A 15,032-nucleotide genomic window follows, 5' to 3' on the forward strand; every position below is an offset into this window, starting at 1 on the left:
ACCCCGCCGGGGTGGGAGCCCTCACCGCGTTCCGGTCAGTTGGCGATCATGCGCCGCAGCACGTACTGCAGGATGCCGCCGTGCCGGTAGTAGTCCGCCTCACCCGGGGTGTCGATCCGCACCACCGCGTCGAACTCCACGCCGCCGTCGGTGGCGACCTTCACCGTGCGCGGGGTGTCGCCGTCGTTGAGGGCTGTCACCCCGGTGATGGTGAACGTCTCGGTGCCGGTCAGCCCCAGCGACTCGGCGGTCTCGCCGGCGGGGAACTGCAACGGCAGCACGCCCATGCCGATCAGGTTGGAGCGGTGGATCCGCTCGTACGACTCGGCGATGACCGCCTGCACGCCGAGCAGCATGGTGCCCTTGGCCGCCCAGTCCCGCGACGAGCCGGAACCGTACTCCTTGCCGGCCAGGATGACCAGCGGCACCCCCGCCTCCTGGTAGGCCATGGAGGCGTCGTAGATCGAGGTCTGCTCCCCGGTCAGGTGGTTGACCGTGAAGCCGCCCTCCACCCCGGGGACCAGCTGGTTACGCAGCCGGATGTTGGCGAAGGTGCCCCGGATCATGACCTCGTGGTTGCCCCGGCGGGAGCCGTAGGAGTTGAACTCGTGGCGGGGCACGCCGTGCTCGGCGAGGTACGTCCCGGCGGGGGAGTCGGCCTTGATGGAACCGGCCGGCGAGATGTGGTCGGTGGTCACCGAGTCGCCGAGCTTGGCCAGCACCCGCGCACCGGCGATGTCGGTCACCGGCTCCGGCTGCTGCCGCATGCCCTCGAAGTACGGGGGCTTGCGGACGTAGGTGGAGTCGCCGTCCCAGGCGAAGGTGTCCCCGGTCGGGGTCGGCAGCGACTGCCAGCGCTCGTCACCGGCGAAGACGTCGGCGTACGCGGCGCTGAAGCCGGTGGCGCCGATCGCGGAGGCGATCACGTCCTGGATCTCGGTGGTGCTCGGCCAGATGTCGCGGAGGAAGACGGGGTTGCCCTCGCTGTCCTCACCGAGCGGCTCGTTGGCCAGGTCGATGTCCATCGTGCCGGCGAGGGCGTACGCCACCACCAGCGGCGGGGACGCCAGGTAGTTCATCTTCACGTCCGGGTTGATCCGGCCCTCGAAGTTGCGGTTGCCGGAGAGTACCGAGACGACCGCGAGGTCGGCCTCGTTCACCGCGGCGGAGACCTCCTCCGGCAGCGGGCCGGAGTTGCCGATGCAGGTGGTGCAGCCGTAGCCGACCAGGTGGAAGCCGAGCTTCTCCAGGTACGGCGTGAGACCGGCCCGCTCGTAGTAGTCCATGACGACCTTGGAGCCGGGCGCGAGGGTGGTCTTCACCCACGGCTTGCGGTTCAGGCCCTTGTCCACGGCGTTGCGGGCGAGCAGCGCCGCACCGATCATCACCTGCGGGTTTGAGGTGTTGGTGCAGGAGGTGATCGCGGCGATCACCACGGCGCCGTGGTCCAGCTCGAACTCGGTGCCGTCGGCGCCGGTGACCCGGGTCGGGTTGCTGGCCCGTCCGCCGGAGCCCACGGCGGCGTTGACCAGGTCGCGAGGCGCGTCGGCCGGGTCGTCGATCCCGTTGGCCGGGGAGTCGCTGGCCGGGAACGATTCGGCGCTGGCCTCGTCGGCGTGGCCGGTCACCCCGTACGGCTGCTCCTGCTGCGGGACGCCCGGCGTGCGACCCGGGTCGCCGCCGGTCTCGTCGGCGGACACGTAGTCGGCGAGCGCGGAACGGAACAGGGTCTTGGCGTTGCCGAGCGGCACCCGGTCCTGCGGGCGCTTCGGCCCGGCGAGTGAGGGCTCGATCGTGCCCAGGTCGAGTTCCAGGCGCTCGGAGTAGGCCGGCTCGTGGGCCGGGTCGTGCCAGAGCCCCTGCTCCTTGGCGTACGCCTCGACCAGGGCGACCTGCTGCGGGTCGCGACCGGTCAGCTCCAGGTAACGGATGGTCTCGGCGTCGATCGGGAAGATCGCCACGGTGGAGCCGTACTCCGGGGACATGTTGCCGATGGTGGCCCGGTTGGCCAGCGGCACCGCGCTCACACCGGGGCCGTAGAACTCGACGAACTTGCCGACCACGCCGTGCTTGCGCAGCATCTCGGTGATGGTGAGGACCAGGTCGGTGGCGGTGGTGCCGGCCGGCATCTCGCCGGAGAGCTTGAAGCCGACGACCCGTGGGATCAGCATGCTGACCGGCTGGCCCAGCATGGCGGCCTCGGCCTCGATGCCGCCGACGCCCCAGCCGAGCACGCCCAGGCCGTTGACCATGGTGGTGTGCGAGTCGGTGCCGACGACCGTGTCCGGGTACGCCTGGCCGCCGCGCTCCATCACCGTACGGGCCAGGTACTCGATGTTGACCTGGTGCACGATGCCGGTGCCCGGCGGGACCACCTTGAACTCGTTGAACGCGCTCTGGCCCCAGCGCAGGAACTGGTACCGCTCCTTGTTGCGGGCGTACTCCAGCTCGACGTTGCGCTCGAAGGCGTCCTCGCGGCCGAACAGGTCGGCGATGACGGAGTGGTCGATGACCAGCTCGGCGGGGGCGAGCGGGTTCACCTTCGTCGGGTCGCCGCCGAGCTCGCGGACGGCCTCACGCATGGTGGCCAGGTCGACCACGCAGGGCACGCCGGTGAAGTCCTGCATCAGCACCCGGGCCGGGGTGAACTGGATCTCGACGTTCGGATCCGCGGTCGGGTCCCACGCACCGAGCTGGCGGATGTGGTCGGCGGTGATGTTCGCGCCGTCCTCGGTCCGCAGCAGGTTCTCCAGCAGGATCTTCAGGCTGTAGGGGAGCCGTTCCTGGCCCTCCACCTGGCTGATCTTGAAAATCTCGTAGCTCGCGTCTCCGACGCGTAGCTGGGTCTTCGCACCGAAGGTGTCGAGGCTCGCCACGTCGTACTCCTTCACACCAGCGACCGTGAGTAGTCCTGAGCAGTCTTTCGCACCGGTCGGAGTGCCGCCGTGGTTAGGCAACACTTACCGCCGATTCTCGCCGTCAACAAAACCGTACGTCCGTCTTGCTATTCACGCAACCCGGTGTCATCGTGAGGACGGGAGGTGCACCCATGATCCACCACGTACAGCTCGCCTGCCCCCGGGGCTCGGAGGACCGGTCCCGGGCCTTCTACGTCGACATCCTCGGCCTCACCGAGCTGACCAAGCCGCCCGCCCTCGCGGCCCGCGGTGGTTGCTGGTTCCGGGGGTACGGCGCCGAACTGCACCTCGGCGTGGAGGACGACTTCCGCCCGGCCCGCAAGGCGCACCCCGCCCTGCTGCGGCCCGACCTCGACACCCTCGCCGCCCGGCTGGACGCCGCGGGCTATCCGGTCACCTGGGGAGACGACGAACTGCCCGGGCTGCGCCGCTTCCACACCCACGACCCCCACGGCAACCGCCTGGAGTTCCTCACCCCGACCACCCACTGACCTTCACGGCCACTGCGGTGCGCCGGGGTGCGGGGGTGGGGACGGCGAAGGGCCGACCCCTGGTGGGGTCGGCCCTTCGTGGTGGTGTTTTGGTGGGTCAGGAGGTGGCGTAGCCGCGGGTGGCGATCCAGTCGGCGAGGGTGTCGATGTTCATCCGGTAGGAGGCCTGGGCGGGGTTGGCGGAGTCGGCGATGGTGACGGTGTCTCCGTTGTCGCGGTAGCCGACGACGCTGATGTAGTGGCCGCCTTCGAAGCTGTGGGGGGTGCCGTCGGTGTCGGTGGCGGTGCCGGCGATGTTGGCGACCACGGCGCGGCCGTCGTCGATGGTGCGGATGATGTCGTCGCGCAGCTTGTCGGTCTGCTTGTCGTCAGCCTTGGCGCCGGCGATCTCGACCGACTTGTAGACGTCCTTGCCGGTCTCCTTGTTCAGGACGGGGGTGATGTCGTTGATGGAGTTGGTGCCGGCCTCGGTGGTGCGCATTTCCTTGGCCATGGTGTCGACGTCGATGTTCTTGCCCTGCACGCTCAGGGCGTTGCGGGCGGCGGCGGGGCCGCAGTAGTAGAAGTTGGGCTGGGCTTCGTAGCGGACGCCGAGTTCGCGTTCGCCGCCGGGCTTGCGGTCGGCGACCGCGCTGCTGACCTGGACGCCGGGGGTGGCCTGGGCGGCGATGGCGGGGCCGGCGATGCCACCGGCGGTGGCGGCGGCTGCGGCGATGGTCAGGGCGGTCTTGCGCAGGATGGTGGTAGCCATGATGTCGCACCTTTCGGTCGGGGGTGTGCGCGGCTGCGGCCCGCGGGGGTGCGGGTGGGCCGTGCGGAAAGGGGAGACGTGCTACGCGCTGGTCCGGCGTTCGGTGCCGGGTCCGGGTGTAACGCCGGGTGGGCCGGGGCCATTCCGGGGGGCCCTCGCGTGGGGGAGGGCGGATGGCTTCGGCGGTGTACCGGAGGGTGTAACGCCCGGCGGTGGGGGGTCATTCCGACCGGGGCCGGGGGCGGCGCCGGGGAGGCGCTCGCGGTTACGCCATGTATAACCACCGGGCCGGGCCCGCGATTCCACCGCAGGCGTGACCCCGGCCGCCTCATACCAGGTTATAACGGACATGCGGTGTCAGGCCGCCGTCGGCACCACCCGGGTGCCCCGGGGCGGGGCGTTTTCGGGTGGGGTGAAGGGGAAAGCCGGGCGGGCAGGAGGCCACCACCGAGGGGAGAGGTCCGTGCGGTTGCAGGGCCGGTCCATCGCCACCCGCGAGCGCCTGTCTCCGGTCGCCGGGGCGCCGCTGTGGTGTGACGCGCTTGAATTCGGACTTCGGGGCGATGGCGTGACAAACGACCAGCCAGCGCTGGCCGCACTCGTCGACCGACTGGGTGAGGGGTACGCCGCGGACGGCCGGGCGCGCGTCATCTACTGCCCGCCGGGGATCTACTCCATCCGGGACGCGGGCACGGTCTGGCGCAGCGGGGTGTCACTTGTCGGTGCGGGGCCGGGCGCGACCCGGTTCGTCCTGAGCAACGAGGGCAACCGGGCCGACCCGACCCCGCTCGCCTACTGGACCACGGTGCAGCACGGCGCCGACCGGGACCACCACATCGCCGACTGCACCTTCGCCGACTTCGAGATCGACGGCTCGGGCGTGGCCATGGCGGAGTACAGCTATCTGGCCAAGGGGCTCGGCCTGCAGTACGTCGTGCGCGGTGTCTTCCGCAATCTCTACATCCACCACACCGGCGCCACCGGACTCGGCTGCGACTTCCTCCAGGACAGCCTGATCGACGGCGTGGTGGTGGTCGGCTGCGGGCGACTGGACAACGGTGAGGAGTGGGGTGGCGCGGGTATCGGCATCGGCGTCGGCGGCTGGGGCGCGGTGGAACGTTGCACCATCAGCAACTGCACCACCCTCGGCAACGGCACCAACGGGATCTTCCTGGAGTTGCAGAAGCCGTACTGGACGCCGCCGCGTGGTTACCGCATCATCGGCTGTCACAGCCAGGCCAACCGGTTCGGCATCTCCGACTGGGGCGCCGACGGCCTGATCGTCTCCGCCTGCACGCTCACCGGGAACCTGGAGGCCGGCTTCGACGTCTCCGCGAACGGTACGGCGGGCATCGCCGGTCGAGGCGGCATCCTGACCGACTGCGTGATCGACCGCAACGTCCGCGACGGCATCAGCATGGGCAACACCCCCGGGCCGTACACGATCCGGGGCAATCGGATCAGCGGCAACGGGTGGTACGGGTACCACCAGCATGATCTGGGCACCGGCTACGACGGCCCGGCGTCGGACGTGGTGATCGACAGCAACGAGTTCTGGGACAACGGGCTGGACGGGATCCGGGTGGACCGGCCGATGATCGACGCGGCGGTGACGAACAACCGGATCCGCAGCAACGGGCGGCAGTGCGCCCCGGCGGCCACCGGTTCAGGTGAATCGGTGCGGTACGCCAGGCGTGCCGTGTCCGACCGAGCGGCGGTGTGGCAGCCCGACGGGCACCGCGGAAAGCTGCTCCGGGTGGGGTCCCGGCTGGCGCTCGTGGTCGGCAACACCGAGATGGAGCTGGACCTGGCCGATCTGCGGCCGGACGCGGCAATCGCCTGGAACGAGGACGTGCCGCCACCCGGCGCGAGCTACGAGTTGCCGGCGGCGGCACCGGTACGGGCCGGGATCGTGGTGAACGCCCACTTCGAGTCCGCGACGGTGCGCGGCAACCGGATCTGGGACAGCCGTGCGGACCGGACACAGAGTTACGGACTGTGGATCAGCGATCAGGGCGTGTGCGTCTCGTGCCGGATCGAGGACAACGACCTCGCCGGCAACGCCGAGGGGGCGCTGCGCCTGGACCGCCAACCGGTCGGCGGCCGTTGGGACCGCAACCACGCCGAAGTGGACTGACTGACGCCTCAGCCGGCCTCGTCGGCCGGGGCGACCGAGTTGGCCTCCGCGTGCCGGTCGCGCAGCCGGGCCCGGATCTCCTCGGGGGTGTACGCGCGCCGCCGTCGTTCCGCCCGGGCGATCACCACGCCGGAGGCCGCGACTCCGGCCAGACCGGCCAACCCGAGAACCTTCCACCACCGCATCCGTTGCCGCATCCGCTTAGGGTAGTCCGCTATGAGCATCAGCCTGGACGAGGCGGTGGAGCTGACCCGTACCGGCGATCTGTGGGTCTTCCGTGGCCGCAGCGTGCCCGATCGGGCCATCCAGTTGACCACCAACAGCCCGGTCAACCATGTGGGCATGGCGGTGGTGCTGGACGACATGCCACCGCTGATGTGGCACGCCGAGCTGGGCCGGTCGCTGCCGGACCTGTGGACCGGCACCCACCAGCGTGGGGTGCAGCTGCACGACCTGCGGGACGCGGTCTGCGTCTGGGCCAACCGGTACGGTCAGCGTGGCTGGCTGCGCCAGCTGGAGCCGCCCGCCGACGCGGAGATGGAGCGGTCGGTGCTGCGCACCATCGCCCGGCTGGACGGCACGCCGTTCCCGTCCACCGCCCAGTTGGCCTGGCGGTGGGTGCGGGGTCGGGTTCCGTCGCCCCGGCTGCCACTGCCGGCGTCCCGGCGCCGCAGCCCGGCGGCGCGGGACCTGGACCTGGAGACCGCGTACTGCGCCGAGGTCGTCGCGGTCACCTACGAGGCGATGGGTCTGCTGCCGGCCGGCCGGCGACCGAACTGGTACGACCCGGGTCGGTTCTGGAGCGGCGACGACCTGGGGCTGCACGGCGGCGCGCGGCTGGGCAGCGAGATCGAGGTGCGGATCCCACCGCGTTGAGGTTTCGGCGAGGTGCGCGCCGGCAATTGCTTGCGCTGTGACTGCTTCCACCGATCTCGACACGCTCACCGACTTCTTCGACAGGTACGGCGTGGCGCTGACCGCCGGTGACCTGCCGGCGATCGCCGGTTGTTACGCCCTGCCCGGGCTGGTGGTGGCCGACACCTACAGCTTCTCGTTCAACTCGCCGGCCGCCGTCGCGCTGTCCTTCGTGGGCGCCGCGCCGGACTACACCGAGCGTGAGCTGGTCGCGGCGCATGCCGACATCGAGCAGGTGCAGCAGGTCTCCGCGCTGCTCGTGGAGGTGGCGGTGCGCTGGGAGTTCCTGGACAGCCAGGGCCGGCAGGTGCCCGGTGAGCGCTACCGCTACCTGCTGCGCAGCACCGCGGAGGGGCCCGCGATCTGCACTGTCGTGCGGACGGGCTGAGCCACCGGTACGGCCGCGGTCGTCAACAGGTCAGGTACGGCACGTCGTTACGTCCGGTGCGCCGGGCGGGTCGGACGGCTTCGGCACCTGCCCGTTTCGCGTCGCCGGCCCGCGTGACTAGGCTGGCGCGTCGGCGACGACGAGTGGGGACCTCAATGTCAGTGCGGCCGTCCGGTGATGCCAACGACGATGCCACCGGTGACCAGTACGGCGACGGCAACCGTGCCGCCACCGGTGACCGGAACGGCGATGCCACCGCCGGGGGCCGGAACGGCGACGCCGTCACCGCTGACCGGAACGGCGATGACGCCGCCGGTGTGCATCCCCTGTCCAGGATGATCTCGTCCGCGCCCTGGGTGGTCGTGCTGGTCGGTGTCGCGGTGCTGGCGGTGCTGCTGGTGGTCGCGCTGTTGTCGTTCCGTGGTCCCGAGCGTCCGGTGGCATGGTCGCCAGGTCCGTCGATCACCCTGCCGGGCGCTGCGGGGGAGAGCGCCGAGTCGGCGCCGACGGCACGTTCGACCACCTCGACCGGCCCCGCCGGGTCGGCCGGTCCCACGGCCTCGGCCACCCCGACCGGCTCACCCACGCAGTCCGTCGGGACGCCGGCCCGACCTGTCGATCCGTCCCGTAGTGGAGCGCCCGCGCGACCGGAGGCCAGTCGGTCGGCGACTGCGTCCGCACCGGCGGCACCGGCCGACGGTGGTGGGGTGGTCACCGCCAGCTACGGGGTGAAGGACAGTGGCAACGGGGACTACTTCGAGGCCCAACTGGTGGTCCGTAACGGCACCGGGCGGTCCAGTGACTGGCAGGTGGAGTTGCGCTTTACCAGCGGAGTCACCGGCATCCGGGCCTCCAGCGGCCCGGGTGTCTCGGTGACCATCAGGGGCAGCGGCTGGTATGTGCTCGGCGGAACCGGCGCACTCGCGGCCGGGGCGCAACAGTCGGTGCAACTGCGTTTCACGCGCATCGGGGGCGGGGAGTACCCGGCACAGTGCACGGTCAACGGAACGTCCTGCGGGATCGGCTGAATCGACTGTCAGGACAGTCGGTCATTCGTCGGGCACTTTTCGACGTCGCTGAAGATCGTTACGCTTGCCGGGCTGCCCGCAGAGGAGAGACATGTCCGGTATGCGTCGCGCGCCCCGTCAGTTTCCGCCGCCCGGCTCCACCGCCGTGGCTTCCTCGCCGTGGATCCTGGTCTCGATCGGGGTCGTCATCATGGTGGTGCTGCTGATCATCGCGGCCGGCGCGTACCGGGGCCCCGGGCCGGACTTCCAGCCGGTGCCACCGGGGCAGCCGCCGGTCGCCGCCGCGCCGATACCCGAACGTGCCTCGTCGGCGGGCCGGGAGGGGTCGGTGCCGCCGTCGCTGGCGGTACCAGGGCTCTCCCCGCGTCGGACCGACCCGCCGAGCCCCACCCCTACGACGCCGGCACCACCGGCCGCCGAGCCGTCCCGTACGGCGGCGGCGCCCACGCCCGCCCCACCGCCCCCTGCCCCGATCGACGCGCGCTACCAGGTCTTGCAGACGTTTCAGGGCGGCTTCATCGCCGAGGTGCTGATCCGCAACACCTCCCGAGGTGATCAGGGGTGGGTGGCTCGGGTGGAGTACCCGGGCGGGCGGGTGGTCACCGCCTGGCTGGAGGGTGTTCCACAGGGGACGTTCAGCGGCGCTGGCGGGACGCTCACCTACCGCAGCGGTCCGGATCTGGCGGCGGGATCATCGGTGTATCTGCGCTTCCACATCGAGTCGGCCGATCCGCGGCCAGCGAGTTGCCGCGTCTCGGGACGGGCCTGCCGCGGCCTCTAGGCCCGCGTCTTTCGCAAGTGTCTGCTGTGTTGCAGGCTTGTTTGCAAGGTATTGCAGAATCTTTCGGCAAGGGCTAGCGTGCGGGCCAATCAGCGACCAGAGGAAGGCCGTCGATGAAACCCCCGCCGACACCGCGAAAAATCCTGCTCGCCCTCGTCTTCCTGCTCTCCGTCACCCTGGGCGGCACGCCGGTAGCGGTGGCCCCCGCCGCCGCGGCCGGCCGGTCCGCCGTCACCGGACCACCGAGCGCCACCGGCGCCGTCACCTGGCACCGCGAACCCTCCACCTCCACCCTGCTCGACGCCGGCCGCAGCCAGGGCCGGGCCGAGCAGTTCTACTTCGTGCTACCGGACCGGTTCGCCAACGGCGACCCGCGCAACGACCGGGGCGGTCTCTCCGGCGACCGGCTGCGCACCGGGTACGACCCCACGGACAAGGGGTTCTACCAGGGCGGCGACCTCAAGGGACTAACCGAGCGGCTCGACTACATCGAAGGGCTGGGCACCACCGCCATCTGGCTCGCCCCGGTCTTCAAGAACCGGCCGGTGCAGGGCGAGGACGACGACGTGTCGGCCGGCTACCACGGCTACTGGATCACCGACTTCACCCAGGTCGACCCGCACTTCGGTAGCCCCGCCGACCTGAAGAAGCTGGTCCAGCTCGCCCACCGGCGGGGCATCAAGGTCTACCTCGACGTCATCGTCAACCACACCGCCGACGTCATCGCCTACGAGGAGGACACGTACACCTACGTCGACAAGGCGACAGCGCCCTACCGCGACGCGCAGGGCCGGCCGTTCGAGGACCGCAACTACGCCGACGGCAGCCGGGACTTCCCGAAGGTCGACGGCGGCTCCTTCCCGTACACCCCGGTCTTCGAGAGCCGGGCCGACGCGAAGGCCAAGGTCCCGGCGTGGCTGAACGATCCGAGCATGTACCACAACCGTGGTGACTCGACATTCGTCGGCGAGGACAGCGAGTACGGCGACTTCTTCGGCCTCGACGACCTGTGGACCGAGCGGCCCGAGGTGGTCCGGGGCATGACGAAGATCTACGCCGACTGGGTGCGGTCCACCGGGGTCGACGGTTTCCGACTGGACACGGTCAAGCACGTCAACATGGACTTCTGGCCGCAGTTCAGCCAGGGAGTGCAGCAGGCCGCAGCCCGCGCCGGCAAGAAGGACTTCTTCATGTTCGGCGAGGTGTACAGCGCTGACCCGGAGATCGCCTCCAGTTACGTGCGGCAGGGCGGCCTGCCCGCCACGCTGGACTTCGGCTTCCAGGAGGCGGCGCGCGGATACACCGCGAACGACGGATCAGCAAAGGCGTTGGCCGACCTCTACGCCCGCGACGACCTCTACGCCACCCGGGACACCCACGCCGGCCGGTTGCCCACCTTCCTCGGCAACCACGACATGGGCCGGATCGGCTCGTTCATCGCCAACGGTCCCACCGACCCGGCCACCCATCTGCGGCGGGACCAGCTCGCCCATGAGCTGATGTTCCTCACCCGGGGCCAGCCGGTGATCTACTCCGGCGACGAGCAGGGCTTCACCGGGGCCGGCGGCGACAAGGACGCCCGGCAGCCGATGTTCGCCTCGCGCACCGCCGACTACCTCGACGACGATCTGCTCGGCACCGACCGCACCCACGCCGAGGACCAGTTCGACAGCGCCCACCCGCTCTACCGCACCATCGCCGACCTGGGCCGGTTGCGTCAGGCCCATCCGGCGCTGCGCGACGGTGTGCAGGTGACCCGGTACGCCGCCGACGGGCCCGGCGTTTTCGCCGCCTCCCGATTCGATCCGGACAACCGCACCGAGTACCTGGTGGCGGTCAACAACGCCGCCGCCGCGCAGACTGTCACAGTGGACACCTGGTCGGCCGGCGCCACCTTCACCGGTCTTTACGGCAGCACCACCCGATCGGGTGCCTCCGGCGACGGCAAGCTGACCCTGACCGTGCCGCCGCTGTCGGCGGTGGTGCACCGGGCGGACAAGCCGGTCGCACTGCCCGACGCCGGGCCGGACATCACCATCACCGCTCCCGAGGGGTCGCCGGCCACCCGCGCCGAGGTGACCGCGCAGGTCACCGGCGACCCGCTGGCGCGCGTGACGATGGCGGCCCGGGTGGCCGGCGGGAAGTGGACGCTGCTCGGCTCCGCCCACCACGCGCCGTACACGGTGCACCACGACCTGACCGGTCTGGCCGCCGGCACGACAATCGAGTACAAGGCGGTGGTCCGTGACGGTCGGGGCCGCACCGCGTCCGCCACCGCCACCGCCACCGTCGGCACCCCGGAGCAGCCTGGCTCGTCGCGGGACTGGCTGGTGGTCCACCACCAGCGCCCCGACGGTGACTACGCCGACTGGGGGCTGTACGCCTGGGGTGACATCGATCCGGAGTACGCCACCGAGTGGCCGCAGGGACAGCCCTTCGCGGGCAGCGACGCGTACGGTCGGTTCGCCTGGGTGAAGCTCAAGCCGGGGGCGAAGACTGTCGGTTTCCTGGTCGTTGACGCCAACGGCAACAAGGACGTCGACAACGACCGGACCGTGGACGTGACGCAGACCGGTGAGGTCTGGGTCAAGCAGGGCGACCCGGCGACGTACCAGACCCGGGAGGAGGCCGCCGGCGGACCCGCCCCGCCGGTCGAGGAGGGCATCGCGGTCATCCACTACCACCGGCCCGACGGCGACTACGACGGCTGGGGCCTGCACCTGTGGGACGGCGCGGCCACGCCCACCGACTGGGCGAAGCCGATGCCGCCGACGCGGACCGACTCCTTCGGCGCCGAGTTCCGGGTGCCGCTGGCCGAGGGCGCGACCGGGCTCAGCTACATCATCCACCGCGGCGACGAGAAGGACCTGCCGCAGGACCAGCGGCTCGACTTCGCCGACGCCGGCCGGGAGGTCTGGTTGCTCGCCGCGACACCGGGCCGGCTGCTGCCGGCCACGGCCACCGGCACCGCTACGGACACCGACATCACCAGGCAGCGGGCGCACTGGATCGACAGGTCCACAGTGGCCTGGCGCGCCGGCCCCACCGACGGTCGGGCGTACGCCCTGGTGACCGCGCCGGCCGGCGGGGTGCGCGTGGTCGACGGTGAGCTGGTCGGGACGTACACCTCACTGCCGCTGACCGCGCAGCGCAACGGGCTCACCGAGGCCCAGCGCGCGGCCTTCCCGCACCTGTGGGACCACCGGGCCTTCACCCTGGACCGGCGGGATCTGGCCAAGGTGCCGGCGGCTCTGCGCGGGCAGCTGCTGGTGACCGAGCGGGCAGCCGACGGCACCCTGCTCGGTGCCACAGGTGTGCAGATCCCCGGCGTGCTCGACGACGTGTACGCGCCGGCCACCTCGGCCCGACTCGGCGCCACCTTCACCGGTGGGGTACCGACCCTGTCGGTCTGGGCGCCGACCGCCCGGACGGTGTCGCTGGAGCTGTACGACACGCCGACGGCCACCGCGCGGTCGGTGGCGATGCGCCGCGACGACCGCACCGGCGTCTGGTCGGTACGCGGGCAGCGGTCCTGGCGCGGCACGTACTACCGCTACCGGGTGCAGGCGTGGCAGCCGGCGACGCAGCAGCTGGTCACCGCCTCGGTCACCGACCCGTACTCGGTGGCGCTGGCGGCGGACTCCACGCACAGCCAGATCGTCGACCTGACCGACCCGACGCTCGCCCCGGCGGGTTGGGCGCGGCTGCGCAAGCCGGCCGCTGTGCCTTCGGCAAAGGTGCAGATCTCCGAGCTGTCGGTGCGGGACTTCTCCATCGCCGACGACACCGTGCCGGCGCAGCGGCGGGGCACCTACCTCGCCTTCACCGACCCGGCCACCACCGGCATGCGGCACCTGAAGGCGATAAGCGACGCCGGGGTGACCCACCTGCACCTGCTGCCGGCGTTCGACTTCGCCACCATCCCCGAGCGCCGGGCCGACCAGCGGCAGCCGGACTGTGACCTGGCGGCGCTGCCGCCGGACTCGGAGCGGCAGCAGGACTGCGTGGCGGCGGTGCGGGAGACCGACGGCTACAACTGGGGGTACGACCCGCTGCACTACACGGTTCCCGAGGGCGGGTACGCGGTCGACCCGAACGGTGCCCGGCGCACCACCGAGTTCCGGCAGATGGTGGCCGGGGTCAACGACGCGGGCCTGCGGGTGGTCATGGACGTGGTCTACAACCACACCTCGGCTGCCGGCACCGACCCGAAGTCGGTGCTGGACCAGATCGTCCCCGGCTACTACCACCGGCTGCTCGACGACGGCACGGTGGCCACCTCCACCTGCTGTGCGAACACCGCGCCCGAGCACGCCATGATGGGCAAGCTGGTGGTGGACTCGCTTGTCACCTGGGCGAGGGCGTACAAGGTCGACGGGTTCCGCTTCGACCTGATGGGTCACCACCCGAAGGCGAACATCCTGGCCGTACGCAAGGCGCTGGACCGGCTGACGGTGGCCCGCGACGGGGTGGACGGGAAGAACATCCTGCTCTACGGCGAGGGTTGGAACTTCGGCGAGGTGGCCGACGACGCCCGCTTCGTGCAGGCGACGCAGGCCAACATGGCTGGCACCGGGATCGGCACTTTCAACGACCGGCTGCGTGACGCGGTACGCGGCGGCGGCCCGTTCGACGAGAACCCGCGCCGCCAGGGCTTCGCCTCCGGGCTCTTCACCGACCCGAACGGCGATCCGGTGAACGGCTCGGTCGCCGAGCAGCGGGCCCGGTTGCTGCTCCAGCACGACCTGATCAAGGTGGGGCTGACCGGCAACCTGCGCGGCTACCGGTTCGTCGACTCGGCGGGTCGGCAGGTCACCGGGGCCGACGTGGACTACAACGGCTCGCCGGCCGGCTACACCGCCGCGCCGGGCGAGGCGGTCACCTACGTCGACGCGCACGACAACGAGATCCTGTACGACGCGCTGGCGTACAAACTGCCGCAGGCGACCTCGGCGACGGATCGGGCCCGGATGCAGGTGCTCGCCCTGAGCACTGTGGTGATGGGCCAGGGGGCCGGGTTCGTCACCACCGGCACCGAGCGGCTGCGGTCCAAGTCGCTGGACCGTAACTCGTACAACTCGGGGGACTGGTTCAACCAGATCCGGTGGGACTGCGGTCAGGGCAACGGCTTCGGCATCGGTCTGCCGCCGGCCGAGGACAACCGGGACAAGTGGCCGTACGCGAAGCCGCTGCTCGCCGATCCGAAGCTGGTGCCGGACTGCGCCGCTGTCGAGTTGACCGACGCCCGCTACGCCGAACTGCTCCGGATCCGGGCCTCGTCGCCGGTCTTCGGGCTGCCCACCGCGAAGCAGGTGCAGCAGCGGGTCGCCTTCCCGCTGTCCGGTGCCGACGAGACACCGGGGGTGCTCACCATGACCCTCGACGCCCGTGGGCTCGGTGGGGCGTGGAAGTCCGTGACAGTGGTCTTCAACGCCACCCCGGAGACCGCCACCCAGCGGGTGACCGGGCTGCGCGGGGCGGACGTGACGCTGCACCCGGTGCTGCGCTCCTCGGCCGACCCGGTGCTGCGTACCGCCGCCTTCGACGGGTCCAGCGGCACGTTCACCGTACCGGCGCGCAGCGTGGCGGTCTTCGTCCAGCGGTAGTACCTGGCGGCGCTGAA

Annotated in this window: 10 protein-coding genes; 7 read left to right on the forward strand and 3 right to left on the reverse strand. The window is 71.0% G+C overall.

Features of this window, described 5'->3' with window-relative positions; all coding sequences use genetic code 11:
* Positions 1-35 precede the first annotated feature (35 nt).
* Entirely contained in the window at positions 36-2,891 is a 2,856-nt protein-coding gene (locus CLT74_RS01045) for an aconitate hydratase (RefSeq protein ID WP_099844864.1), read from the reverse strand.
* A gap of 158 nt (positions 2,892-3,049) precedes the next feature.
* Between CLT74_RS01045 and CLT74_RS01050 the strand changes: the two genes are divergently transcribed.
* Positions 3,050-3,409 (forward strand): VOC family protein, encoded by a 360-nt coding sequence (locus CLT74_RS01050; protein WP_099844865.1) that lies wholly within the window; start codon positions 3,050-3,052, stop codon positions 3,407-3,409.
* Positions 3,410-3,506: 97 nt separating this feature from the next.
* Here the strand turns inward: CLT74_RS01050 and CLT74_RS01055 are convergent, their stop codons facing one another.
* The gene (locus CLT74_RS01055) at positions 3,507-4,160 is read right to left on the reverse strand and encodes a C39 family peptidase (protein ID WP_099844866.1); all 654 of its coding nucleotides are present in this window, start codon (positions 4,158-4,160) and stop codon (positions 3,507-3,509) included.
* Between the two features lie 349 nt (positions 4,161-4,509).
* Between CLT74_RS01055 and CLT74_RS01060 the strand changes: the two genes are divergently transcribed.
* Positions 4,510-6,297, forward strand: coding sequence for a right-handed parallel beta-helix repeat-containing protein (locus tag CLT74_RS01060; protein WP_099844867.1), 1,788 nt, complete (start codon positions 4,510-4,512; stop codon positions 6,295-6,297).
* 8 nt (positions 6,298-6,305) lie between these two features.
* Here the strand turns inward: CLT74_RS01060 and CLT74_RS01065 are convergent, their stop codons facing one another.
* A complete protein-coding gene (locus CLT74_RS01065; protein WP_199172444.1) occupies positions 6,306-6,494 on the reverse strand; it encodes a hypothetical protein in 189 nt (62 codons plus the stop codon).
* 19 nt (positions 6,495-6,513) lie between these two features.
* On the opposite strand from CLT74_RS01065, the gene CLT74_RS01070 reads away from it, so the two are divergent.
* From CLT74_RS01070 to pulA, 5 genes are all read left to right on the forward strand, one after another.
* Positions 6,514-7,173: a hypothetical protein gene (locus CLT74_RS01070; RefSeq protein ID WP_099844869.1), complete on the forward strand. Its 660-nt coding sequence runs from the start codon at positions 6,514-6,516 to the stop codon at positions 7,171-7,173.
* 37 nt (positions 7,174-7,210) lie between these two features.
* Positions 7,211-7,600: a hypothetical protein gene (locus CLT74_RS01075; RefSeq protein ID WP_099844870.1), complete on the forward strand. Its 390-nt coding sequence runs from the start codon at positions 7,211-7,213 to the stop codon at positions 7,598-7,600.
* A 155-nt stretch (positions 7,601-7,755) separates the two neighbouring features.
* Positions 7,756-8,628, forward strand: coding sequence for a hypothetical protein (locus CLT74_RS01080; protein ID WP_143697001.1), 873 nt, complete (start codon positions 7,756-7,758; stop codon positions 8,626-8,628).
* Positions 8,629-8,719: 91 nt separating this feature from the next.
* Positions 8,720-9,409, forward strand: a complete 690-nt coding sequence (locus CLT74_RS01085; protein WP_486581881.1) for a cellulose binding domain-containing protein — start codon at positions 8,720-8,722, stop codon at positions 9,407-9,409.
* Positions 9,410-9,522: 113 nt separating this feature from the next.
* Positions 9,523-15,015, forward strand: a complete 5,493-nt coding sequence (gene pulA, locus CLT74_RS01090; RefSeq protein ID WP_099844872.1) for a pullulanase-type alpha-1,6-glucosidase — start codon at positions 9,523-9,525, stop codon at positions 15,013-15,015.
* The last annotated feature ends 17 nt before the right edge of the window (positions 15,016-15,032 follow it).

It is taken from the genome of Verrucosispora sp. CNZ293, assembly GCF_002754655.1.